The 20,970-nt window shown below is 71.0% G+C and carries 24 protein-coding genes, 1 other RNA gene and 1 pseudogene; 16 read left to right on the top strand and 10 right to left on the bottom strand.

All coding sequences use genetic code 11. The features are described from left to right. Window position 1: 1 nt before the first annotated feature. Window positions 2-277 (bottom strand): hypothetical protein, encoded by a 276-nt coding sequence (locus tag A6A25_RS34425; protein WP_083668901.1) that lies wholly within the window; start codon window positions 275-277, stop codon window positions 2-4. After that, a complete protein-coding gene (locus A6A25_RS34420; protein WP_073897372.1) occupies window positions 271-567 on the bottom strand; it encodes a hypothetical protein in 297 nt (98 codons plus the stop codon). Before A6A25_RS34420 ends, A6A25_RS34425 begins: the two co-directional genes overlap by 7 nt. Window positions 568-666: 99 nt before the next feature. Between A6A25_RS34420 and ffs the strand changes: the two genes are divergently transcribed. From ffs to A6A25_RS34395, 5 genes are all read left to right on the top strand, one after another. Next, window positions 667-761: signal recognition particle sRNA small type (gene ffs / locus A6A25_RS34415), an RNA gene on the top strand. Window positions 762-792: 31 nt separating this feature from the next. Continuing rightward, window positions 793-2,919, top strand: coding sequence for a DNA polymerase III subunit gamma and tau (locus A6A25_RS34410; RefSeq protein WP_073897370.1), 2,127 nt, complete (start codon window positions 793-795; stop codon window positions 2,917-2,919). Between the two features lie 74 nt (window positions 2,920-2,993). After that, entirely contained in the window at window positions 2,994-3,320 is a 327-nt protein-coding gene (locus A6A25_RS34405; protein WP_219910736.1) for a YbaB/EbfC family nucleoid-associated protein, read from the top strand. After that, on the top strand, window positions 3,320-3,913 hold the full coding sequence (gene recR / locus A6A25_RS34400; RefSeq protein ID WP_053715664.1) for a recombination mediator RecR: 594 nt from the start codon (window positions 3,320-3,322) through the stop codon (window positions 3,911-3,913). The genes A6A25_RS34405 and recR overlap by 1 nt, the downstream gene beginning before the upstream one ends. Next, window positions 3,910-4,398: a uridine kinase family protein gene (locus A6A25_RS34395; protein ID WP_073897366.1), complete on the top strand. Its 489-nt coding sequence runs from the start codon at window positions 3,910-3,912 to the stop codon at window positions 4,396-4,398. Before recR ends, A6A25_RS34395 begins: the two co-directional genes overlap by 4 nt. A gap of 13 nt (window positions 4,399-4,411) precedes the next feature. Here the strand turns inward: A6A25_RS34395 and A6A25_RS34390 are convergent, their stop codons facing one another. Next, window positions 4,412-7,681, bottom strand: coding sequence for an AfsR/SARP family transcriptional regulator (locus A6A25_RS34390; protein WP_073897364.1), 3,270 nt, complete (start codon window positions 7,679-7,681; stop codon window positions 4,412-4,414). Between the two features lie 229 nt (window positions 7,682-7,910). On the opposite strand from A6A25_RS34390, the gene A6A25_RS34385 reads away from it, so the two are divergent. Genes A6A25_RS34385 through A6A25_RS34365 form a run of 5 tightly spaced genes read left to right on the top strand, consistent with a single transcriptional unit; the run spans window position 7,911 to window position 13,706 of the window. After that, window positions 7,911-9,593, top strand: coding sequence for an ABC transporter substrate-binding protein (locus A6A25_RS34385; protein WP_073897362.1), 1,683 nt, complete (start codon window positions 7,911-7,913; stop codon window positions 9,591-9,593). Between the two features lie 37 nt (window positions 9,594-9,630). Further along, entirely contained in the window at window positions 9,631-10,635 is a 1,005-nt protein-coding gene (locus A6A25_RS34380; protein WP_073897360.1) for an ABC transporter permease, read from the top strand. Between the two features lie 6 nt (window positions 10,636-10,641). Beyond that, the gene (locus tag A6A25_RS34375; RefSeq protein ID WP_073897358.1) at window positions 10,642-11,574 is read left to right on the top strand and encodes an ABC transporter permease; all 933 of its coding nucleotides are present in this window, start codon (window positions 10,642-10,644) and stop codon (window positions 11,572-11,574) included. A gap of 3 nt (window positions 11,575-11,577) precedes the next feature. After that, the gene (locus tag A6A25_RS34370; protein WP_073897356.1) at window positions 11,578-12,573 is read left to right on the top strand and encodes an ABC transporter ATP-binding protein; all 996 of its coding nucleotides are present in this window, start codon (window positions 11,578-11,580) and stop codon (window positions 12,571-12,573) included. Between the two features lie 32 nt (window positions 12,574-12,605). Beyond that, window positions 12,606-13,706 (top strand): ABC transporter ATP-binding protein, encoded by a 1,101-nt coding sequence (locus tag A6A25_RS34365; protein WP_143193618.1) that lies wholly within the window; start codon window positions 12,606-12,608, stop codon window positions 13,704-13,706. A 43-nt stretch (window positions 13,707-13,749) separates the two neighbouring features. Here A6A25_RS34365 and A6A25_RS34360 read toward each other — a convergent pair whose 3' ends face one another. Continuing rightward, window positions 13,750-14,451, bottom strand: a complete 702-nt coding sequence (locus A6A25_RS34360) for an SDR family oxidoreductase (protein WP_073897354.1) — start codon at window positions 14,449-14,451, stop codon at window positions 13,750-13,752. Between the two features lie 81 nt (window positions 14,452-14,532). Between A6A25_RS34360 and A6A25_RS34355 the strand changes: the two genes are divergently transcribed. Further along, window positions 14,533-14,964: a winged helix-turn-helix transcriptional regulator gene (locus tag A6A25_RS34355; protein WP_073897352.1), complete on the top strand. Its 432-nt coding sequence runs from the start codon at window positions 14,533-14,535 to the stop codon at window positions 14,962-14,964. On the opposite strand, the gene A6A25_RS34350 is transcribed toward A6A25_RS34355, so the two are convergent. Both A6A25_RS34350 and A6A25_RS34345 read right to left on the bottom strand, forming a co-directional pair. Continuing rightward, window positions 14,961-15,251, bottom strand: a complete 291-nt coding sequence (locus A6A25_RS34350; protein ID WP_073897350.1) for a hypothetical protein — start codon at window positions 15,249-15,251, stop codon at window positions 14,961-14,963. The two genes, A6A25_RS34355 and A6A25_RS34350, sit on opposite strands and share 4 nt — an antisense overlap. Window positions 15,252-15,364: 113 nt before the next feature. Beyond that, window positions 15,365-15,928: a TIGR03086 family metal-binding protein gene (locus A6A25_RS34345; RefSeq protein WP_073897348.1), complete on the bottom strand. Its 564-nt coding sequence runs from the start codon at window positions 15,926-15,928 to the stop codon at window positions 15,365-15,367. Between the two features lie 76 nt (window positions 15,929-16,004). On the opposite strand from A6A25_RS34345, the gene A6A25_RS34340 reads away from it, so the two are divergent. Further along, window positions 16,005-16,616, top strand: a complete 612-nt coding sequence (locus A6A25_RS34340) for a TetR/AcrR family transcriptional regulator (RefSeq protein ID WP_241829073.1) — start codon at window positions 16,005-16,007, stop codon at window positions 16,614-16,616. Here the strand turns inward: A6A25_RS34340 and A6A25_RS34335 are convergent. Together A6A25_RS34335 and A6A25_RS34330 are read right to left on the bottom strand one after the other, a co-directional pair. Next, window positions 16,580-17,140 carry a DedA family protein gene (locus tag A6A25_RS34335; protein WP_073897344.1) on the bottom strand — a complete coding sequence of 187 codons (561 nt, stop codon included), beginning with the start codon at window positions 17,138-17,140 and terminating at the stop codon, window positions 16,580-16,582. The genes A6A25_RS34340 and A6A25_RS34335 overlap by 37 nt on opposite strands. Before the next feature lie 73 nt (window positions 17,141-17,213). Further along, a complete protein-coding gene (locus A6A25_RS34330) occupies window positions 17,214-17,654 on the bottom strand; it encodes a helix-turn-helix domain-containing protein (RefSeq protein WP_274534377.1) in 441 nt (146 codons plus the stop codon). Between the two features lie 23 nt (window positions 17,655-17,677). On the opposite strand from A6A25_RS34330, the pseudogene A6A25_RS34325 reads away from it, so the two are divergent. From A6A25_RS34325 to A6A25_RS34315, 3 genes and pseudogenes are all read left to right on the top strand, one after another. Beyond that, window positions 17,678-18,070, top strand: a pseudogene (locus A6A25_RS34325) (DUF5753 domain-containing protein); the annotation flags it as partial. Between the two features lie 145 nt (window positions 18,071-18,215). Continuing rightward, a complete protein-coding gene (locus A6A25_RS34320) occupies window positions 18,216-18,584 on the top strand; it encodes a hypothetical protein (protein ID WP_073897338.1) in 369 nt (122 codons plus the stop codon). 7 nt (window positions 18,585-18,591) lie between these two features. Beyond that, window positions 18,592-19,146 (top strand): DUF3558 domain-containing protein, encoded by a 555-nt coding sequence (locus A6A25_RS34315; protein WP_206745048.1) that lies wholly within the window; start codon window positions 18,592-18,594, stop codon window positions 19,144-19,146. A gap of 102 nt (window positions 19,147-19,248) precedes the next feature. On the opposite strand, the gene A6A25_RS34310 is transcribed toward A6A25_RS34315, so the two are convergent. Then, the gene (locus tag A6A25_RS34310; protein WP_073897334.1) at window positions 19,249-19,719 is read right to left on the bottom strand and encodes a helix-turn-helix domain-containing protein; all 471 of its coding nucleotides are present in this window, start codon (window positions 19,717-19,719) and stop codon (window positions 19,249-19,251) included. Continuing rightward, the gene (locus A6A25_RS34305; protein WP_241829072.1) at window positions 19,719-19,964 is read right to left on the bottom strand and encodes a hypothetical protein; all 246 of its coding nucleotides are present in this window, start codon (window positions 19,962-19,964) and stop codon (window positions 19,719-19,721) included. The genes A6A25_RS34310 and A6A25_RS34305 overlap by 1 nt, the downstream gene beginning before the upstream one ends. 149 nt (window positions 19,965-20,113) lie before the next feature. Here A6A25_RS34305 and A6A25_RS34300 point away from each other — a divergent pair, with 149 nt between their 5' ends. Then, the gene (locus tag A6A25_RS34300; RefSeq protein ID WP_073897331.1) at window positions 20,114-20,959 is read left to right on the top strand and encodes a helix-turn-helix domain-containing protein; all 846 of its coding nucleotides are present in this window, start codon (window positions 20,114-20,116) and stop codon (window positions 20,957-20,959) included. Window positions 20,960-20,970: the final 11 nt, after the last annotated feature.

Raw genomic sequence — 20,970 nt, 5'->3', positions numbered from 1 at the left:
GCTAGCAGAACCAGCCGTCGGCCACCCAGCCGTGCGCGTTGATGTGCCCGTAGGCGAAGCCGTAGACGTAGTTGCCGATCTTCGGCCCCTTCACCAGGAACGTCTGGCCCCGGTAGAGGGTGCCCATCCACGGGCCGTCGTTGGGCGCGGTGCGGACGTAGAGGTCGTTGGCGCACACCGTCTCGCGCTCGCCGACGGTGCCGTTGGCCGCCTGGGCCGGGGTCGCGGTGGCGACCAGGGCGACGGCGGCGAGCGCGACCGCTGCTGCTTTCACCACGAGTCGTAACCCCCGATGCACTCGATCCGCAGGTAACCCCAGTCGTTGGGGCCGTAGTCCATGCTCGCCGCCCACCCGTTGTAGACGGGGTGGGCGCCGGGCGTGTGGCCGATCTTGTTGCCGTAGGTCAGGGTGCGCTTGAACTCGACCGGGCCGACGGCGTGGTTGTAGTTGCCGTAGAAGCTCGCGGTCTGGCAGACGACGATGGCGTGCCGGGGCGGTACCGGTTCGGCCGCGGCGGTGGTGGCTCCGAGCAACAGGGCGGTGCACGCGAGGACGAGTGCCCTCATCTGGTTCCTCCTTCACCGGTTGGTGCCACTAACCAGTGAAATCCTCCCGTGAAGGGAGTGGGTGCGCACAGAGCCAGTGGGGCGACGGGTTACACTGGAGTCGGACCTCGTGCGGCACACATCTCGCGAACCTCCCCAGGGCCGGAAGGCAGCAAGGATAAGCGGGCTCTGGTGGGTGCACGGGGTCCCCTTTCGTTGTCGGACCCTCCCGGTAAGGTCGCCGACGTGGCGCTCGCCCTCTACCGCAAGTACCGTCCGGCGACCTTCGGCGAGGTCGTCGGCCAGGAGCACGTCACCGAACCGCTGCGCACCGCCCTGGCGGCCGGTCGGGTCAACCACGCGTACCTGTTCTCCGGGCCGCGCGGCTGCGGCAAGACCTCCAGCGCCCGCATCATGGCGCGCTCGCTGAACTGCGTGAACGGTCCGACGCCCGACCCGTGCGGCGAGTGCAACTCGTGCGTCGGCCTCGCGCCCAACGGGCCGGGCAGCGTGGACGTGGTCGAGCTCGACGCGGCCAGCCACGGCGGCGTGGACGACGCGCGCGAGCTGCGGGACAAGGCGTTCTACGCGCCGGCCGAGTCGCGGTACCGGGTGTTCATCATCGACGAGGCGCACATGGTCACCACGCAGGGCTTCAACGCCCTGCTGAAGATCGTGGAGGAACCGCCCGAGCACCTCATCTTCATCTTCGCCACCACCGAGCCGGACAAGGTGCTGCCCACCATCCGCTCGCGCACGCACCACTACCCGTTCCGGCTGATCCCGCCGAGGGACATGCGGGCCCTGCTGGAGCGCAACTGCGCCGCCGAGGGCGTGGCGGTCGAGCCGTCGGTGTTCCCGCTGGTGATCCGCGCGGGCGGTGGGTCGGCACGGGACACGCAGTCGGTGCTGGACCAGCTGCTGTCCGGCGCGGGCCCCGAAGGGGTGCGCTACGAGCGGGCGATCGCGCTGCTCGGCGTGACGGACGCGGCGTTGATCGACGACGTGGTGGACGGGCTCGCGCAGGGTGACGGCTCGGCGGTGTTCGGCACGATCGACCGCTTGGTCGAGGCCGGGCACGACCCGCGCCGGTTCGCGTCCGACCTGCTCGACCGGCTGCGCGACCTGGTGCTGCTGCACGCCGTGCCGGACGCGGCGGAGCGCGGCCTGGTGTCCGCGCCGGACGACGAGCTGGCCAAGATGACCGCGCAACGTGACGCGACCCGGCCCGCGACCGTGACCCGGTGGGCGGAGATCCTGCACCAGGGCCTGACCGAGATGCGCGGCTCGACCGCACCCCGCCTGCTGCTCGAACTCGTGACCGCGCGGATGCTCCTGCCGTCGGTCGGCGATGTCGAGTCGGGCCTGCTGCAGCGCGTCGAACAGCTGGAACGCCACGGCCCACCGGCCGGCGGCGCACCGGCGGCGGCCGGTGGCGCGGCACCGGAGCCCCGGTTCCAGCGCCCTTCGCAACGTGCCGCCGACCCCGCACCCGCGGCGTCGCAAGCCCCACCGCCTGCCGCCGCGCCGCAAGCCCCGCCTCCCGCGGCCACACCGTCCGCCGGGCACCCGAGCCCACCCGCGGCCGGGCCGCAACCGAGCGCCGCGCCGCCCGGACTGCCCGCTCCTCCGGTGCTGAAGTCGGCGGCGATGAGGTCCGCCGGCGCACCGGCCCGGCCCGAGCCCGCCGAGGACACCCCCGCCGGTGTGCCGGACCGGGTCGAGCCTGTTCCGCCACCCGTCGCACCGCCTCCCGCCGAGGCACCGGCCGCACCGGTGGCCGCGGCGGGCGGTGTCGACGCGATGGAGGTGCGTCGCCGCTGGTCGGAGCTGCTGAGCGTGGTCCGCGGCACGAGCCGGAGCACCGAGGCGATGCTCACCAACGCCGCGGTCGCCGACGTCGACGGCACCACGGTCACCCTCACCCACACCTCCGCCCCGCTGGCCCGCAGGCTCGCCGAGCCGCGCAACGCCGATGCCATCGCCGCCGCGTTCGCGCAGGTCCTCGGCGGCACGTGGCAGGTGCGGTGCGTGCCCGCCGACGCGGTGAGCGCCGCACCGGCGCGCCCGGCGCCGCAGAAACCGGCCCGGCCCGCGCCGACCAGGCCGAGCCAGGCGCCGCAGCCGGGCCAGGTCCGCCAGCCCGAGCCGTCCCGGCCCGCGCCGTCCGGCCGTCCGCCCGCCGACGACGTGCCGCCGCCGCCCGAGCCGCCGGAGCCCGATGAGCCCCTCCCGCCGGAACCGGTGGACGAGGAGGAGATGCTGGCCGAGGCCGCCCTCCCCGGCGACGCGGACGGCCAGCGGCTCGACCCGGAGGCGGTCGTGCTCAAGCTCCTCGCCGACGAGCTTGGCGCTCGGCCGTTGAAGGGCTGATCGACGCGACTACGCTGGTGAACGGCGGCAGACCCCGAAGAGAGGAACCCGCGGTGCAACCCGGTGGGCCCAACATGCAGCAAATCCTCCAGCAGGCGCAGAAGATGCAGCAGCAGCTCGCTGAAGCGCAGCAGGAACTGGCCGAGGCCGAGGTCACCGGCACCTCCGGCGGCGGCCTGGTCACCGCCGTCGTGTCCGGTGGCGGCGAGCTCAAGAGCCTGACCATCGACCCGAAGGCGGTCGACCCGGACGACGTCGAGACGCTGTCCGACCTGGTCGTCGCGGCCGTGCGCGACGCCAACCGCGCCGCGCAGGAGCTGGCGGCCCAGAAGATGGGTCCGCTGGCCAGCGGCATGGGCGGGATGGACGACCTGGGCGGTCTCGGGAAGCTGTTCGGCTGATGTACGAGGGGCCCGTCCAGGACTTGATCGACGAACTCGGCAGGCTGCCGGGCGTCGGTCCGAAGAGCGCGCAGCGCATCGCCTTCCACCTGCTCGCCGCGGACCCGGCCGACATCGGCCGGCTCCAGGACGCGTTGCAGAAGGTCAAGGACGGCGTGGTGTTCTGCGACGTGTGCGGCAACGTCTCGGCCGAGGCGACCTGCCGCATCTGTCGCGACCCGCGCCGCGACCTGACCCTGATCTGCGTGGTGGAGGAGCCGAAGGACGTGCTCGCGGTCGAGCGGACCCGGGAGTTCAAGGGCCGCTACCACGTCCTGGGCGGCGCGCTCGACCCGTTGTCGGGTGTCGGGCCGGACCAGCTGCGGATCAGGCAGCTGCTCACCCGGATCGGCACGGAGGTGTCGGAGATCATCATCGCCACCGACCCGAACACCGAGGGCGAGGCGACGGCGACGTACCTGGTGCGGATGCTGCGGGACTTCCCGGGCCTCACCGTCACCAGGCTCGCGTCGGGCCTGCCGATGGGCGGCGACCTGGAGTTCGCCGACGAGCTCACCCTCGGCCGGGCGCTGTCCGGCCGGCGCAGCATGTGAGGCTCATCGCCGTCGACGGGCCGTCCGGCTCGGGCAAGTCGACGTTCGCGGCACGCCTCGCCGCCGAGCTGGGCGGCGTGCCCGTGGTGCCGACCGACCACTTCGCCACCTGGGACGACCCGGTGTCGTGGTGGCCGCGCCTGCTCGCCGACGTGCTCGAGCCGCTGTGGCACGGCCGCGAGGCCCGTTATCGGAAGCTGGACTGGACCGGCGGCCTGCCGGAGCTCGGCGAGCAGGTCACCGTGCCGGTGCCGGACGTGCTGGTCGTCGAGGGCGTCTCGGCGGCCCGCCGGTCGATCGCCGCACGCCTGGACGAGGCGATCTGGGTGGAGCTGCCCGACCCGGGGGAACGCCTGCGCCGCGCCGTCGCGCGGGACGGCGAAGCGAGCCGTGAGCACCTGCGGCGCTGGCAGGCGTTCGAACGCGGCTGGTTCGCCGTGGACGGCACGAAGGCCCGCGCCGACCGGGTCGTGCTGGTCGACTGAGCGCGGCGCCCGGTCAGGGCTCGACCCCGGCGAGCGACACCCGCACTTCGTCGGCTTCCGGTGCTTCGACGGCGGTGAACCACTCCAGCGCCCGCCGCCAGTGCTCCCTCGCACCCGCGAGGTCGCCGGTGGTGGCCAGGACGTCCCCGGCCAGGTGCGCGGCCCGCGCGTGCACGCACCGCTGCCCCGTGGCGGCGCTCATCTCCAGGCTCCGCAACGCCAGGTCGAGGGCCTGGGCCGGGTCGCCCTGGTCGAGCCTGATCCGCCCGAGCACGGCCAGCACGTCCACCTCGGCGATCCGCAGCCGGTAGCGGACGGCGCTGTCCAGGGCCTGGGTCGCCGAGTAGCGCGCCTCGTCCAGCCGACCCGCCGCGCGGTGGGTCAGCGCCAGGCTCCGCCGCGCCGCGCAGATGCCCAGCGGGTAGCCGGTCTCCTCGGCGATCCGCAACGCCTCGGTGGTGCGCTCGACCGCCTCCTCCAGCCTGCCCAGCCCGCACAAGGCCTCACCCAGGGCGTTCTTCGCGTCGCACAGGCCCTTCAGGTTGCCCAGCTCCTCCGCGATGCCCACCGCCCGCCCGGCCTCGTGCGCGGCGTCGGCCCAGCGGCCGCGCATCACGTGCGCCAGCGCCAGGCCCTCGTGCGAGAAGTGCGCGACCCGGCGGGCGCCGGCCCGTTCGTACAGCTCACCGCACCTCTCGTAGAGCTCGGCTGCGCGCTGCGGCTGGCCCAGGAACAGGTGCACCTCGGCCAGCGCGCGGTGGCTGTCGGCCTGGGTCATCCAGGCACCGAGCCGGTTGCCGACGTCCAACGCGCCCTCGAACGACGACACGGCCCGGTCGAGCTGCCCGAGCTGCATGTACACGCCGCCGAGGTTGAGCTGGGCGATGCCCTCCTGCTGCAACGCCCCGATCGCCCGCGTGATCACGAGCGCGCGCTCCAGGTGCTCCGCGGCCTCCTCCAGGTCGCCGATGTCGATGCAGACCGCGCCGAGGTTCGCCAGCACGGCGGCCTCCACGGCGGGCGCGGCACCGGTCCGCTGCTGGATCGGGATCGCCCGCCGGAAGTAGTCGACGGCCACCCGGTGCTGTCCGATCGCCCAGTACAGCGTGCCCAGCGAGGACAGCATCGCCACCTCGCCCGCCGCGTCCTGGGAGGCCTGCGCCACCGACAGCCCGGCCTTCGCGGTCGCCAGCCACTCCACCGGCAACCCGATCGTGTAGAAGTACCGCCGCAACGCGTCGGCCAGCTGCCACACGTCCCGGTCGGGCTGGCGGTCGGCGGCGTGCACGACGAGCCCGACCAGGTTGCTCCGCTCGACGTCCAGCCAGGCCAGGGCCTCGGCCGAGGTGGAGAACAGGCGCGGCGTCACGCCCGCCACCACGTCGTGGCGCGGCAGCCGCAGCAGCGTGCTCTTGAACGCGTCCGTGGCGTTGTCCACCGACCGGATCGACCAGTCCAGCAGCCGCCGCGACGCCTGCGCGCTCTCCGCCGCGTCGTCCTCGATCTCCCGCCGTTCGGTCGCGTAGTCGCGCAGCAGGTCGTGGAATTGGTAGCGGCCCGGCGCGTGGTTGTCCACGAGGTTCGCGGTGGCCAGCCGGTCCAGGCGCCGCCGCGCGTCCTGCGTGGTCAGCCCGCCCAACGCCGCCGCCACGTCCGGCGTGATGTCGCCCGGGGCCAGCGACAGCAGCCGGAACAGCGACGCCAGCTCCGGCTTCAGCGCCGTGTACGACAGGTCGAACGCCGCGTGCACGGCCGCCCGCTCGTCGCCCTCCACGGCCAGCGCCGCCAGCCGGTTGCCGGCGCGCAGCTCCTCCACGTACGAGGCGATGGTGATCTCCGGCCGGGACAGCAGGTTCGCCGCCGCGATCCGCAGCGCCAGCGGCAGGTGGGCGCACAGCTCGGCCAGCTCGTCGGCCGCGTCGGACTGCGACGCCACCACGTCCTCGCCCAGCATCCCGGCCAGCAGCGCCCGCGTCTCGGCCCGGTCGAGCACGTCGAGCCGCACGTTGGACGCGGCGTGGCTGACCGCCAGCCCGCGCAACGTGTCCCGGCTGGTCACGAGCACCGCGCACCCCGGCGAGCCGGGCAGCAGCGGCCGGATCTGCTCGGCGTTGGCCGCGTTGTCCAGCACCAGCAGCACCTGCTGGTCGGTCAGCCGCGACCGGAACATCGCCTCCTGCTCGTCCTGGTCCAGCGGCACCGACTCGGGCGGCACGCCCTGCGCCCGCAGGAACCGCGGCAGCACGTCCACCGCGCTCAACGGCGGCCCCTGGGCGTACCCGCGCAGGTTCACGTACAGCTGCCCGTCGGGGAAGAAGTGCCGCATCTTGTGCGCCGCGTGCACGGCCAGCGCCGTCTTTCCCACGCCGGGCGGCCCGGCCAGCGTCACCACCGGCACGCCCTGCGCGGTCCGCAGCAACGCCTCGATCAGCTGGACGGCCTGCTCACGGCCCACGAAGTCACCGATGTCGGCGGGCAGCTGCGAGGGCACCACCCGGTCCCGCCGCGCCGCGGGCGCGTGCTGCCCCGGGGCCGGCGACGGCGACCCGCCGAGCACCTGCTGGTGCACGCGCCGCAGCTCGTCGCCCGGGTCGATGCCCAGCTGCTCGGCCAGCAGCCCGCTGACCCGCCGGTAGGCGCCCAGCGCGTCGGCCTGCCGCCCGGACCGGTACAGCGCGATCATCAGCTGGGCCCACAGCCGTTCCCGCAGCGGGTGCTCGCTGGTCAGCCGGGACAGCTCGGGGATCAGCTCGGCGTGGCGGCCCAGTTCCAGTTCCACCTCGACCCGGCGCTCCTCCACGTGCAGCCGCCGTTCACCCAGGCGGGGGACCTCGTCGCGGTGCAGCACCTCCGACGGCACGTCCACCATCGCCGGGCCGCGCCACAGCGCCAGCGCCGCGGTGAAGATCGCTGACGCCGACTCCAGCCTGCCCGCGGCCCGTTCCCGCTCGCCCTCCTCGACCAGCTGCTCGAACCGCCGCACGTCGATCGTGCGCTCGTCGACGTCGATCAGGTAGCCGTCCGGCACGGTCCGGATCGGCACCGCCGGGCCGAGCACCTGCCGCAGCCGCATCACGTAGGTCTGCAGCGTGCCGCGGGCCCGCGCGGGAGGCTCGGCGCCCCAGATGTGCTCCGCCAGCTCGTCCACCGAGACGCCGGCTCCGGCGCGCAGGAGCAGCGACACCAGCAGCGACCGCTGCCGTCCCGCCCGCACCACGACCTGCTCGCCGTCGACCAGCACCTGCAACGGGCCGAGGACGCGGAACTCGACCACAGGGCTCACCGGCGACCTCCCTCCGCACGTGTGCAGGTTTCTGTTGTCCGTTGTACAGCGTAGGAGGGCGTTTGCCCGATCGGCCGTGGTCACGTTGGGTCAGCGAAGGTGCGCCGGACGTATGAGAATGCTCATTCACGTGGCCGGATCGTGACCTGTGTTGCCTCGGAAGGGTTGTGGTGACCGGTTAGGGTCCCTGACCACACCGTGAGATCCCGGATTTCCCTAGGGGTGTTTGATGGCTCATTCCCGAACGGCCCGGCGCCGTTGGACGGCCGCGATCGGCCTGACCGGCGTCGCCGCGCTCGCACTGTCCGCCTGCGCCGAATCCGGCCGCACGGACGACCCGGGGGCCGGCCAGGTCGGTGGCACGCTCACCTTCGGTGCGGCTGGTGCTCCCAAGCTGTTCGACCCGTTCTACGCCACTGACGGCGAGACGTTCCGCGTCGCCCGCCAGATGTACGAGGGTCTGGTCGGCTTCAAGCCCGGAACGGCCGAGGTCGAGCCCGCCCTGGCGACGAAGTGGGACTCGTCGGAAGACGGCAAGACGTGGACGTTCACACTGAAAGAAAATGTGAAATTCCACGACGACACGGACTTCAACGCCGAAGCGGTGTGCTTCAACTTCAACCGCTGGTACAACCAGAAGGGCGCCGGTCAGTCCGACGCCGTTTCGCAGTACTGGCTGGACAACTTCGGCGGCTTCGCGGACACCCCCGACAAGCCGTCGCTCTACAAGTCCTGCACCGCCAAGGACGCCAAGACCGCCGTCGTCGAGCTGAACGAGGCCACCTCGCAGTTCCCGTCGGTGCTGGGCTTCACGTCGTTCTCGATCTCGAGCCCGACCGCGCTCAAGCAGTACGACGCGGACAACGTGGTCGCGGCCGGTGACAGTTTCACCTACCCGGCTTACGCCAACGAGCACCCGACCGGCACCGGGCCGTTCAAGTTCTCGAAGTTCGACAAGGCGAACAACGTCGTCGAGCTCGTGCGCAACGACAACTACCACGGCACCAAGGCGAAGCTCGACAAGATCGTCTTCCGGATCATCCCGGACGAGACCGCCCGCAAGCAGGCGCTCGAGGCGGGCGACATCGACGGCTACGACCTGCCGAACGCCGCCGACTGGCCGGGTCTGAAGGAGAAGGGCTTCAACGTCGCGGTCCGCCCGGCGTTCAACGTCCTCTACCTGGGCATCAACCAGAAGAACAACCCGAAGCTGCAGGACCTGCGGGTCCGCCAGGCCCTGATGTACGCGCTCAACCGCGAGCAGCTGGTGAAGTCGCAGCTGCCCGAGGGCGCGTCGGTGGCCACGCAGTTCATGCCGAGCACCGTGGACGGCTACAACAAGGACCTGAAGGCGGTCGGCTACGACCCCGAGAAGGCCAAGTCGCTGCTGGCCGAGGCGGGCGCGTCCGACCTGACGCTGAAGTTCTTCTGGCCGACCGAGGTCACCCGGCCGTACATGCCGAGCCCGAAGGACATCCAGGCTGCCATCGCCGGTGACCTGGAGAAGGCGGGCATCAAGCTGGAGGTCTCCTCCAAGCCGTGGAACGGCGGTTACCTGACCGACGTCGACCAGGGCATCCCGGACCTGTTCATGCTGGGCTGGACCGGTGACAACGGCACCGCGCACAACTGGATCGGCACCTTCTTCGGCCGCACCGACAACCGGTTCAACACCGGCGCGTCGCCGTGGGGCACGGAGCTGGCCGCCGAGCTGGCCAAGGCGAGCTCCGAGCCGGACGAGACCAAGCGCAGCGAGATGTACGTCGAGCTGAACAAGAAGATCATGGAGCAGTACCTGCCCGCCATCCCGGTGTCGCACTCGCCGCCGGCCCTGGTGCTCAAGTCGGACGTCAAGGGCGTCGTGCCCAGCCCGCTGACCGACGAGCGGTTCGGCCAGGCAAGCAAGGGCTGAGTCGCACACCTCCGGATAGAGATCACGGGGTAGCTCAATGCTCCGCTACACGATCCGACGGCTCATCCAGCTCGTCGGCGTGGTGCTGGTGCTGTCCCTGCTGCTCTTCGCGTGGTTGCGCGCTCTCCCGGGAGGGCCGGTCTCGGCCCTCCTGGGGGAGCGCTCCACGCCGGAGAAGCGGGAAGCCCTCACCAAACAGCTCGGCTTGGACCAGCCGATCTTCGTCCAGTACCTCAAGTTCATGGGCCGGGCCCTGTCGGGCGACTTCGGCGTGTCGACGGGCGTGCAGCCCGGCGACGCGGCCCTCGACATCTTCCTCCAGCGCTTCCCCGCGACGCTGGAGTTGAGCTTCCTCGCCATCCTCATCGCCATCGCCCTCGGCATCCCGCTCGGCTACCTGGCCGCGAAGCGCCGCGGCGGCTGGTTCGACAACCTCAGCGTGGCGGGCTCGCTGCTCGGCGTGGCCGTGCCGGTGTTCTTCCTGGCCTACGTGCTCAAGGACGTGCTGTCGTCCGCGCTGGGCCTGCCGACCGGTGGACGCCAGGACGCGATCGACGCCACCCGGGTCACGGGTTTCTTCGTGCTCGACGGCGTGCTCACCCAGGAGTGGGACGCGGCGCTGAACGCGCTCGAGCACCTCGTGCTGCCGGCGATGGCGCTGGCCACCATCCCGTTCGCGGTGGTCTTCCGGATCACCCGGGCCGCCGTGCTCGACGTGCTCGACGAGGACTTCGTGCGCACCGCCGAGTCCAAGGGCCTCACCGCGCCGACCATCCGGCGCAGGCACGTGCTGCGCAACGCGATGCTGCCGGTGGTGACCACCATCGGCCTGCAGACCGGCGCGCTGCTGGCGGGCGCGGTGCTCACCGAGAAGGTGTTCGCCTTCGCCGGTGTCGGGGAGGCACTGGCCCTCGGGTTCGAGAGACGTGACTACCCGGTGCTGCTGCTGTTGATCATCATGGCCACGATCGTGTACGTGGTGGTCAACCTGCTGGTGGACCTCTCGTACGCGCTCATCGACCCGCGGATCAGGACGAGGTAGGCCGCGATGGTCACTCCGACTCGCAAGAAAGACCGGATCGACTCGCTCGCCGAGAGCAGCGCCGACGCCGGTGTCAGCCTCGCCGCGAGCGCGTGGCGCACGTTGCGCCGCAGCCCGGTGTTCCTCACCGGCGCCACCATCATCAGCCTGTTCGTGCTGGTGTCGCTGCTGTCGCCGTGGCTGGCGCCGCACGACCCGTCCGAGGCGATGCTGATCGACCAGGTCATCAAGGCGCGCAACGAGATCCCGCCGCCCCAGGACGGCCACCCGCTCGGCGGCGACCTGCAGGGCCGCGACTTCCTGTCCCGGCTGCTCATCGGCTCGCAGCAGACGCTGATCGTCGGCGTGCTGGCGACCCTGATCGGGTTGGCGGGCGGGCTCACGCTCGGCACGCTGGCGGGCGCGTTCGGCGGCTGGGTCGACTCGGTCGTCATGCGCCTGGTCGACGTCATGCTGTCGCTGCCCAGCCTGCTGCTGGCGTTCAGCATCAGCGCGATGTTCGCCCGGCCCAACCAGTACACCGTGATCATCGCGGTGGCGGTGGTGCAGATCCCGGTGTTCGCGCGGCTGCTGCGCGGCTCGATGCTCGCCCAGCGGCACAGCGACCACGTGCTGGCCGCGACCGCGCTGGGCGTGAAACCGGGTGCCATCGTGTTCCGGCACATGCTGCCCAACTCGCTCGGACCGGTGATCGTGCAGTCCACGCTGGTGCTGGCCACGGCCATCATCGACGCGGCGGCGCTGTCGTTCCTCGGCCTGGGCAACCCCGACGACCGGATCCCGGAGTGGGGGCAGATGCTCGGCGACGTGCAGACCGTGTTCGACACGCACCCGCAGCTGGCGTTCTGGCCGGCGGGCTGCATCATCGTCGTCGCGCTCGGCTTCACCCTGATGGGCGAAACGCTGCGCGAAGCCCTCGACCCCAAGAGCAGGCGGTGAGTCGTGCCACTCCTCGAAGTACGTGACCTCACCGTGGTTTTCGAGCGCAAGGGGGAGAAGCCCTTCACCGCCGTCGACCACGTGAGCTTCGACGTGGAGCCGGGCCAGACCGTCGGCCTGGTCGGCGAGTCGGGGTGCGGCAAGTCCGTGACGTCGTTGGCGATCATGGGGTTGCTGCCCAAGCGCGGCGCGCGCGTGTCCGGTTCCGTGCAGTACGAAGGCGTGAACCTGCTGTCGCTGTCCGACCGCGAGATGCGCGACAAGCGCGGCCGTGACCTGGGCATGGTGTTCCAGGACCCGCTGTCCTCGCTGAACCCGGTGATCCCGATCGGGTTGCAGGTGACCGAGGTGCTGGAACGGCACCGGGACATGCCGCGCAAGAAGGCGATGGTGGAGGCGGCCGAGCTGCTGGACAAGGTCGGCATCCCCGACCCGACCCGGCGGCTGTCGGAGTACCCGCACCAGCTGTCCGGCGGCATGCGGCAACGCGCGCTGATCGCCATCGCGCTGGCGTGCCGTCCCCGGCTGCTCATCGCGGACGAGCCGACCACGGCGCTGGACGTGACGATCCAGGCGCAGATCCTGGCGCTGCTGAAGGAACTGGTGCACGACCTGGGCACCGCGCTGGTCATGATCACGCACGACCTGGGCGTGGTCGCGGGCCTGTGCGACGAGGTGAACGTGCTCTACGCCGGTCGCGTGGTGGAGAAGGCGCAGCGGCACGAGCTGTTCGCCGCGCCGCGTCACCCGTACACGCACGGCCTGCTGTCGTCGATCCCGCGGCTGGACGCGCCGCGCGGCGAGAAGCTCAACCCGATCCGTGGCTCCGTGTCGGACAACATCCCCTGGTCGGAGGGCTGCGCGTTCGCGCCCCGCTGCCCCAACAAGCTGGACGTGTGCGTGCGGGTGACGCCCGAGCAGGAGGACATCGGCGGCGGCCGGCTGCTGCGCTGCCACAACCCGGTGAAGCCGCCGGTGGCCGAGGAGGTGTCGGCGTGAGCACTGCGGTGACTCCCCAGCCGGGGACTGCGGTGGACACGTTGGTGTCCGTCGAGGGCATCAAGGTCCACTTCCCGATCAAGCGCGGCGTGATCCTCGACCGCACGGTCGGCCACGTGTACGCGGTGGACGGTGTCGACCTGTCGGTGCGGCGCGGCGAGACGTACGGCCTGGTCGGCGAGTCGGGCTGCGGCAAGTCCACCCTCGGGCGGGCGGTGCTGCGGCTGACCGAGCCGACGGCCGGGCGGGTCGTGTTCGACGGCACGGACCTGTCGTCGTTGAAGGGCGAGGAACTGCGCCGGATGCGCCGCCGGATGCAGATGGTGTTCCAGGACCCCATGTCGTCGCTGGACCCCCGGCAGTCGGTGGAGTCGATCCTGGTCGAGGGCCTGCGGGCGCACGGCCTGGACAAGGGCCGTGAGGCGACCGGGAAGCGGCTGCGCGAGCTGCTGTCGGCCGTCGGGCTGCCGTCGACGTCGCTGCGCAAGTACCCGCACGAGTTCTCCGGTGGCCAGCGGCAGCGCATCGGCATCGCGCGGGCGCTGGCGGTCGAGCCCGACCTGATCATCGCCGACGAGCCGGTGTCCGCGCTGGACGTGTCGGTGCAGGCGCAGGTCGTCAACCTGCTGGAGGAGCTGCAGGACGAGTTCGGGCTCACCTACCTGGTGATCGCGCACGACCTCGCCGTGGTGCGGCACATCTCCGACCGGGTCGGCGTGATGTACCTGGGCGGCCTGGTGGAGGAGGCGACCTCGGACGACCTCTACGCCGAGCCGCTGCACCCGTACACCAGGGCGTTGCTGTCGGCGATCCCCGTGCCGGACCCGTTGGTGGAGGACCAGCGCGAGCGGATCCTGCTCACCGGCGACCTGCCGTCACCGGCGAACCCGCCCACGGGCTGCCGCTTCCACACCCGCTGCCCGTGGAAGCAGGCGACCCGCTGCGACACCGAACGTCCCGAGCTGCGCGAGGTGCTGCCGGGGCACCGGGTGGCGTGCCACTGGGCGGAGGACATCCGGGCGGGCAAGCTCCGGCCGCACGAGGTCGAGGCCGTGCTGGTGGAGGAGGACGGGATCTCGCCGGACATCCCCCTGGTCGGACCCGCCTCGGTGACGGAGGCGTTGAACCCGTGAGCCCGTGTCCGGGGGTGCCCGCCGGCGCCCCCGGACACGTCGGTCAGACCACGTGCGGGTAGAGGGTGCGCGGGTCGGCGGACAGCGCGGCCTTCAGCTCCACGACGCCCTGGTCGGCCAGCACCTCCACGAGGTCGGCCTCGATGCCGTCCAGCGCGGCGCGCACGACGTCGGCGGGGTCGTTCTTCGGCACGTCGAGGCTCGCGGTCATGTCGGTGTCGGTCGGGCCCAGGTGCAGGCCGGTGACCAGCGTGCCCTGGCCGGCGAGCTCGACCCGGACGCCGTTGGTGAGGCTCCACTGCGCCGCCTTGGCCGCGCTGTAGGCGGTGGCGTACTCGTAGGACACCCACGACATCGAGGACAGCACGTTCAGGATCGCGCCGCCGCCGTTGGCCGCGAGGACCGGCGCGAAGGCGCGCACCATCTCCAGCGTGCCGTAGAAGTTCGTGTCCAGCTCCTGCCTGATCGCGGCCGGGTCGCCGGTGACCAGGTTCTGGCCGGTGATGATGCCCGCGTTGTTGACCAGCAGGTTCACGTCGCCCGCGGCGGCGGCAGCGGCGGCCACGGCGGCCGGGTCGGTGATGTCCAGCGGCAGGACTTCGACGTCGGGCAGGTCGACCGCGTCGGGGTTGCGCGCGGTCGCGTAGACCTTCGCCGCGCCCCGTTCCAGCAACTGCCGGGCGAAGTGCCTGCCGAGGCCGCGGTTGGCCCCGGTGACCAGGGCGACCGAGTTGGCGATCTTCATGGCTGTCTCCCCGTGGGTTGGGTTGGCTTTTCCAACCTAGCCTGGCTGGATTGGGATGCACAACCGAGCCATACTGGGGCGGTGGCGCAACCCGACGACCCCGGCTGTTCCACGGTCAAGGCCGTGGAGGTCGTCGGCGAGCGCTGGACGTTGTTCGTGCTGCGCGAGGCGTTGGTCGGCGCGAGCCGCTTCTCGGAGTTCCGGGCCCGGCTCGGCATCGCGTCCGACGTGCTCGCCGCCAGGCTGTCGAAACTGGTCGACAGCGGGCTGATGGCCCGGCAGAGCTACCGGGAACCGGGGCAGCGCCCGCGTGACTGCTACCGCCTCACCGAGTCGGGCAGGCAGCTGGGCGTGGTGCTGTGCGCGTTGCAGGAGTGGGGCGACGAGCACCTGCCGGGCGCGCCGTCGCGGGTCGGGTTCCGCACGGCCGACGGGCGTCCGGTGACGGTGCGCTTCGTGGACGAGGAGGGCGTGGTGATCCCGATGGACCAGGTGCGCGCCGAGCGGTCTTAGAGTCTCTCGGGTCTGTAGAGCGCCCGGAGGATCAGCAGGCAGACGGCCTGGAGGCCCAGCGCGATCAGGGCGTGCACGAGCCAGGCGCCGGCGAGCGTGGGTCCGCCCCACGCCCCGCCGAGGTCGGGGTCGGCGGTGAACGGGTGGCCGATCGCGCCGACGGTGTCCGGCCAGAACGGGTACAGCCAGCCGCGGGCGACCAGGTAGAGGGCGAGCAGCGCGGGCACCGCGGCGACGAGCGCGCGGCCGACCCCGGGCCGCGGGTGGATGCCGAGAAGTGCTTTCACCGCACGAACGCTAGGCGCGCCGGGGAGGCCTGTCGTCAGCCCACGGTCCGTCATACCCGGGTAGTACCTGGGCGGGGGCGCCTCCCCCTGTGGTGGTGCCCCCGCCCAGGCCGTCACGCGGGCCAGTTCGGTGAACGCCCGAGCAGGCCCACCAGGCGGTCGGTGATCGGCGCGTCCTCCGGCACGTCGACCGGCATCGCGAACGCCCCGCCCGGACCCCGGACGTCCGGCGTGGTCGGGAAGTGCCGCGCCATCCGGTAGGCGGCGGTGGCGAGTTCGGCGTCCAGGGTGCTGTCGATGCCGATCGCGCGGCACAGGTCCCAGGCGTGCACCAGGTTGTCCACGAAGTGCCCGGCCACCAGTTCGCGGCCGCGGCGCAGGCCGTAACCGGGGAACTCGGCCTCGGCCTCCAGCACGCCGTCGGCGCGGAACGCCTCGGTGACCGCGTCGGTCGCCACCCGGTAGGCGGTGACCAGGTCGTCGCTCGCCGGCTCGGCCACGGTCGTGCGGCGGACGGACGCGGTGAACGACAGCGTGGACTCCACTTGGTGGCGCAGCAGTTCGTAGACGGTCCAGCCGGCGCACGGCGTGGCCATGTCCAGGTGGGCCTCCTCCAGCTCCGCCATGAGCTTGAGGTTCAGGTCGAGCGCCGACCGGTTCAGGTCCAGGAGATCCATGTGGTTCCACCCCTCTAGTTGTACGAACGATCGTACAATTAGTTTGGGACGGGTCAAGGGGGCTAGCGTGGAGGACGTGAAGGTCGACGGACGGGTGGAGCGCGGCGAGCAGACGCGGCGGCAGATCCTGCGGCGCGCGGCGGAGATCGCCTCGGTGGAAGGGCTGGAGGGCCTGTCGATCGGGCGGCTGGCCGGTGAGCTGGAGGTCAGCAAGAGCGGGGTGTTCGCGCACTTCGGGTCGAAGGAGGAGCTGCAGCTCTCGACCGTGCGCGCGGCGGCGGCGATCTTCGTGCAGCAGGTCGTGGAGCCGGCGCTGACCGAGCCGCCGGGCCTCGCCCGCCTGGAGCGGCTGCTGGACGGCTGGCTGGCGTACTCGGAGAACCGCACGTTCCCCGGCGGGTGCTTCTTCTACGCCGTGCAGGCCGAGTTCGACGCCCGGCCGGGCCGGGTGCGTGACGCGATCGCCGGGTACGGGCGCGAGTGGAACTCCTACGTCCGCGAGACCGTCGCCGCCATCCCGGGGATCACCGACCCCGACCAGCTGGCGTTCGAGCTGGTCGCGTTCCTGGAGATGGCCAACGCCCAGTCCGTCCTGCACGACGACCCGGACGCCTACTCACGTGCCCGCGTCGCCGTGCGGGCACGGTTGGCTCAGGCGGGCACGGCCGCGTCCACGGCCCGGCGCTGAGCGGCTTTCACGGCCATCCCGATCGGCACGCTGATCAGCGTGGCCACCCCGAACGAGATCAGCGTCGCCACCACCGGGTCGGTGAACAGCTGACCGCCGAAGTAGCCGAGCGTGGCCGTATAAGCGCTCCACAGCAGGGCGCCGACCAGCGCGATCGGCGTGAACCGCCGGATCGGCCACCGCAACGCCCCGGCCAGCACCGCGCCCACCAGCCCACCACCGGGCACGAACCGCACCGCGACCAGGATCGACTCACCGCGCGTGGCCAACTTCGCCGCCGTCCACGCGATCACGGCCTGCGGTCCGGGTCGTTGGCTGACCCGGCTCAACGCCCGCATCCCCACACTCCGCCCGATGCTGAAGTTCACCAGGTCGGACAGCGCGCACCCGGCGGCCGCCACGGCGATCACCGCCGTCAACGACAACTCACCGGAGGCGGCCAGCACGCCGTACCCGATCAACACGGCCTCGGTCGGCGCCAGCGGCACGACGGCGACGACGAACAGCACCACGAACGCGGTCATGACCGGGGAACGTCGCGGAGTTCCGGATCATCTCCGAACTGTCGGTGTCTTCAGCTTCCCGTCACCTTCGCGGTCACATATCCGCTGGTAGCGCATCGATCGTGTTACGCGCGACACACGTCTCGCTGAGGTCTTCGGTGAAGAACGCGGCGGCGAGGTGGGCGTGGAAGACGACGTCCGGACCTTCCGGCATCACGAACAACGTGAACGGCCGCGCCCCTCCGGCGACCGTGTGCACGCCGGTGGCCGTGGCATGGAGCAGGTCGAGCACCCGGGTCGCCTCGGTGCCCCAAGCACACCTCAGTTCCGGCACGTGAGCCTGCTGGGACACCTTCAACAGCCGCTGGTAGTCGTCCCCGAGCACGGAGGCGAACGGCACCATGTCGGTGAACCTGGTGGGCGCGTACCCCGCCTCGACCCGCTCGATGCCCCGCACCGACCCCCGCGACCGCGCGGCGAGTTCCTCGACGCTGATCCCGGCGGCTTCGCGCAGCGCCCGGACCTCCTGCCCCAGCAGCCGTCCCCGCCGCGACCGAGTTCACCTACGAGCCGATCGTCCTGCCCGCCCTGCTCCAGGCCGAGGCTTACGCCACGGCGGTGACCACGTCTTCGCGACGTGTTCGACCCGATCACGGTGACCGGGTCGTTCACTTCCCGATGGAGCGCCAACGACGCCTGTTCGCCGAGGAGAACCCGCTGGCGCTGCACGCGATCATCGAGGAGTCGGCGCTGCACCGACCAGTCGGCGACGCCGACGTCATGAAGGGCCAACTGGAGCACCTGTTAGAGTTGGGCGCTCGGCCCAACGTGGACGTCCAGGTCATCCGCACCGAGGTCGGCGTGCATTCGGCGACGACGGGCTCGTTCGTGCCGCCACGACTGCCTGATCGCGCGTACGGGCCCTCGCCTCCTGCGCTGAATGGCCTTTAGCCTTTTCGGGTGACGGGGAACCGGTGATGTGTCCCAAGGGTCAAAGTCGGCACGTGGTCACCCGTCCAGGGGTATCTTGACCACTGGGGCGACCGACTCGCGGGGGTGACCGGTGGAGCCAGGGGGCGCGTGGAGCGCGCAGTCGATGCAGGCGATGACGTCCAACATGGTGGGCTTGAAGCAAGCCGCCGAGTCTGGGTCGTTCGCGATCAGCGAGGAGGGCGCTCAGGCATACATCACGGCCATCGAGAGGGCGCAGCAGAGCCTCATCGACCTCGATATGAACATCGCTGTCCTGCGGCAGGAGACGAAGCTGGGCACCAGCCCGGATGGCCAGGCGATGAGTCGGTACAACACGGAGAATGCGTCGGGTGGTGCCGGCACCACTGGCATCATCCCGGCGATCGAGCAGTTGAAAGCGGCTTTGGAAGACGCGCGTCTGGCTTTGCGGAAGGCTGTCGAGAACTACCGGGAAGTCGATGACTCCGCAGCCACCGACTACCGGCGTTACTGAGATGGGGATGCAGTTGACCACGAACCTGGTGGCCAGGTCCGTCCTTGCGGTCGCCGTGTTCGGCGCCGTGCTGGCCGGGTGTTCGAACACTCCGGGTTCGCCCGTGCCGGAGACGACCGGTGCCACGACCTCTGCCGCCGGCGATGCGGGCTCTACCACGACATCGGCCCCAGCGGGTGACAGCTTGGCGGACTTCGACGCGTGTGGCCAGCTCGAAGGGGTGGCATCCGAACTCGGTCTCACTGCCATCACGGAGGACGGCGTTCGGCAGTGCAAGGCCCGATACGCTGGGACTGTGGGCGTCTTGGTCAAGGCGTTTCCCGAGCTGAGCATCGAGGAGTATGTGCCAGGAGCCAATTCGCAGATCACCGACTTTCCTATGGAAAGCCATAAGGCCAAGCGCGTGACCGCGCCCGCGTCCTCCAGTTCATGCGCGGTCACCATCGAGATCACTTCCAGTTCGCGGGTCGACGTCGTCTCATCCGCGAGGGCGTCCCTTGATGAGGCGTGTGACGCAGCGGCGAAGGTCGCCACCGCCATCGAGCCACGGTTGCCGAAGTAGGCACGCAGCCACCGCTCGACCATCAAGTATCGAGGTCTGACCGAGTCGAGGACCGTCAATCGGGGCACCACGAACGCGGTCATGATCCCGTCACCTTCGCGGTCACATATCCGCTGGTAGCGCGTCGATCGTGTTACGTGCGACACACGTCTCGCTGAGGTCTTCGGTGAAGAACGCGGCGGCGAGGTGGGCGTGGAAGACGACGTCCGGACCTTCCGGCATCACGAACAACGTGAACGGCCGCGCCCCTCCGGCGACCGTGTGCACGCCGGTGGCCGTGGCATGGAGCAGGTCGAGCACCCGGGTCGCCTCGGTGCCCCAAGCACACCGCAGTTCCGGCAGGTGGGCCCGCTGCGACGCCTCGAACAGCCGCTGGTACTGGTCCCCGAGCGCGGGCGCGCAGGCCACCATGTCGGGGAACCGGACCGGCGCGTACCCACCCTCGACCCGCTGGATGCCCCGCACCGACCCCCGCGACCGCGCGGCGAGTTCCTCGACGCTGATCCCGGCGGCTTCGCGCAACGCCCGGACCTCCAGCCCCAGCAGCCGTCCGCGCAACGTCGGCACCGCCATCACGCCACCTCCCGCGAGTCGAGGCCGAGATCGAGCAACGCCGTGCGCGCCAGCAGGTACTGGCGGCACGGAACTGTCGGCCGCTGCCACCACCGCCGACCCCAGCACGTGCGGCAGTAGCCGTCAGCGTCCGGCCGGTGGCCCTCCAGCAGCACGCGGACCGCCGTCACGAGCAGGGGAACCTCGGCGCGGGCGAGATCGGCCGCCACCCGGTCGTCGCCCTCGACCGCGACCCCCTCGATCACTTCCAACCGGTTCCGGACCTGGAGATGCAATTCCTGCCACACGAGCCCTCCCGCGAGTGCGGATCATCGATGCCTCAAAGCTTGGCCAAAAGAGTTTGGAAGGAATAGTCGCCTGATCGGGTGCACCGGGGCACGGCAGGATGGCGCACATGTCCCGACGCGACACCGTCGCACTCAAGTGGCTCCTCGGCGCGACCCTCCGCAACCACCGCAAGGCCGCGCGGAAGACGTTGGAGCACAGCGCCGCGCACCTCGGTGTTTCGGAGAGCAAGATCAGCAACATGGAGTCGGGCCGCTACGGGCAGCCGCCCGAGGAGGTCGCGAAGCTGCTCGCCTTCTACGACGCCGACCCGGACCGCATCGCGCGGATCGTCGCGTTGGGGCAGGAGGACGACACGGGTAGCTGGTGGGCGCCTTGGTCGAGCGTCATCCCGCAGTGGCTGCGGCTCTTCGCCGGCCTGGAAGGGATGGCCGCCTCGGCGTTCGTGTACTCGCCCCTGTTCGTGCACGCCCTGCTGCAGACCGAGGAGTACGCCACCGCCGTGGCGAGTTCGGCGCGCCGTGTGCGGCCGGTGGACATGGATCGGATGGTGGCGTTCCGCATGGAGCGCCAACGGTGGCTCACCGACGAGACGAGCCCGCTGAAACTGCACTTCGTGATCGAGGAGACGGCGCTCCTCCGCCCGATCGGCGGCAAGGACGTCCTGCGGCGGCAGGCGGAACACCTGCTGGAGGCGGCTCGACTGCCCACTGTGGACATTCAGGTGATCGAGGCGGAGGTCGGGATGCACCCCGGGCTGACGGGTGAGTTCACCTTGTTCGGGTTCGAGGAGTTCGACGAGACGGTGTACGTGGAGTTGCAGGAGGACGCGGTCTATCTCCACGACTCGGGGAAGGTCAGGGCCTATAACATGACTGCGAAGACTCTTCGCGATATTGCCCTGGATCAGCACGAGTCCGCTTCCCTGATCGAGTCGATGATCCGGGCGCTGTAGCAACTGGAGGT

Source organism: Saccharothrix sp. CB00851 (assembly GCF_001905065.1).
In the GTDB taxonomy this organism is placed as follows: domain Bacteria; phylum Actinomycetota; class Actinomycetes; order Mycobacteriales; family Pseudonocardiaceae; genus Actinosynnema.
Note: the sequence above shows the minus strand (reverse complement) of the source record. Positions and strands in the feature narration are given on the sequence as shown.

Coding starts and splice junctions, on each gene's coding strand:
- A6A25_RS34420 (WP_073897372.1), bottom strand. CDS start 567: ATGAGGGCACTCGTCCTCGCGTGCACCGCCCTGTTGCTCGGAGCCACC.
- A6A25_RS34405 (WP_219910736.1), top strand. CDS start 2,994: ATGCAGCAAATCCTCCAGCAGGCGCAGAAGATGCAGCAGCAGCTCGCT.
- recR (WP_053715664.1), top strand. CDS start 3,320: ATGTACGAGGGGCCCGTCCAGGACTTGATCGACGAACTCGGCAGGCTG.
- A6A25_RS34385 (WP_073897362.1), top strand. CDS start 7,911: ATGGCTCATTCCCGAACGGCCCGGCGCCGTTGGACGGCCGCGATCGGC.
- A6A25_RS34380 (WP_073897360.1), top strand. CDS start 9,631: ATGCTCCGCTACACGATCCGACGGCTCATCCAGCTCGTCGGCGTGGTG.
- A6A25_RS34375 (WP_073897358.1), top strand. CDS start 10,642: ATGGTCACTCCGACTCGCAAGAAAGACCGGATCGACTCGCTCGCCGAG.
- A6A25_RS34360 (WP_073897354.1), bottom strand. CDS start 14,451: ATGAAGATCGCCAACTCGGTCGCCCTGGTCACCGGGGCCAACCGCGGC.
- A6A25_RS34345 (WP_073897348.1), bottom strand. CDS start 15,928: ATGGATCTCCTGGACCTGAACCGGTCGGCGCTCGACCTGAACCTCAAG.
- A6A25_RS34335 (WP_073897344.1), bottom strand. CDS start 17,140: ATGACCGCGTTCGTGGTGCTGTTCGTCGTCGCCGTCGTGCCGCTGGCG.
- A6A25_RS34320 (WP_073897338.1), top strand. CDS start 18,216: ATGCAGGCGATGACGTCCAACATGGTGGGCTTGAAGCAAGCCGCCGAG.
- A6A25_RS34315 (WP_206745048.1), top strand. CDS start 18,592: ATGCAGTTGACCACGAACCTGGTGGCCAGGTCCGTCCTTGCGGTCGCC.
- A6A25_RS34310 (WP_073897334.1), bottom strand. CDS start 19,719: ATGGCGGTGCCGACGTTGCGCGGACGGCTGCTGGGGCTGGAGGTCCGG.
- A6A25_RS34300 (WP_073897331.1), top strand. CDS start 20,114: ATGTCCCGACGCGACACCGTCGCACTCAAGTGGCTCCTCGGCGCGACC.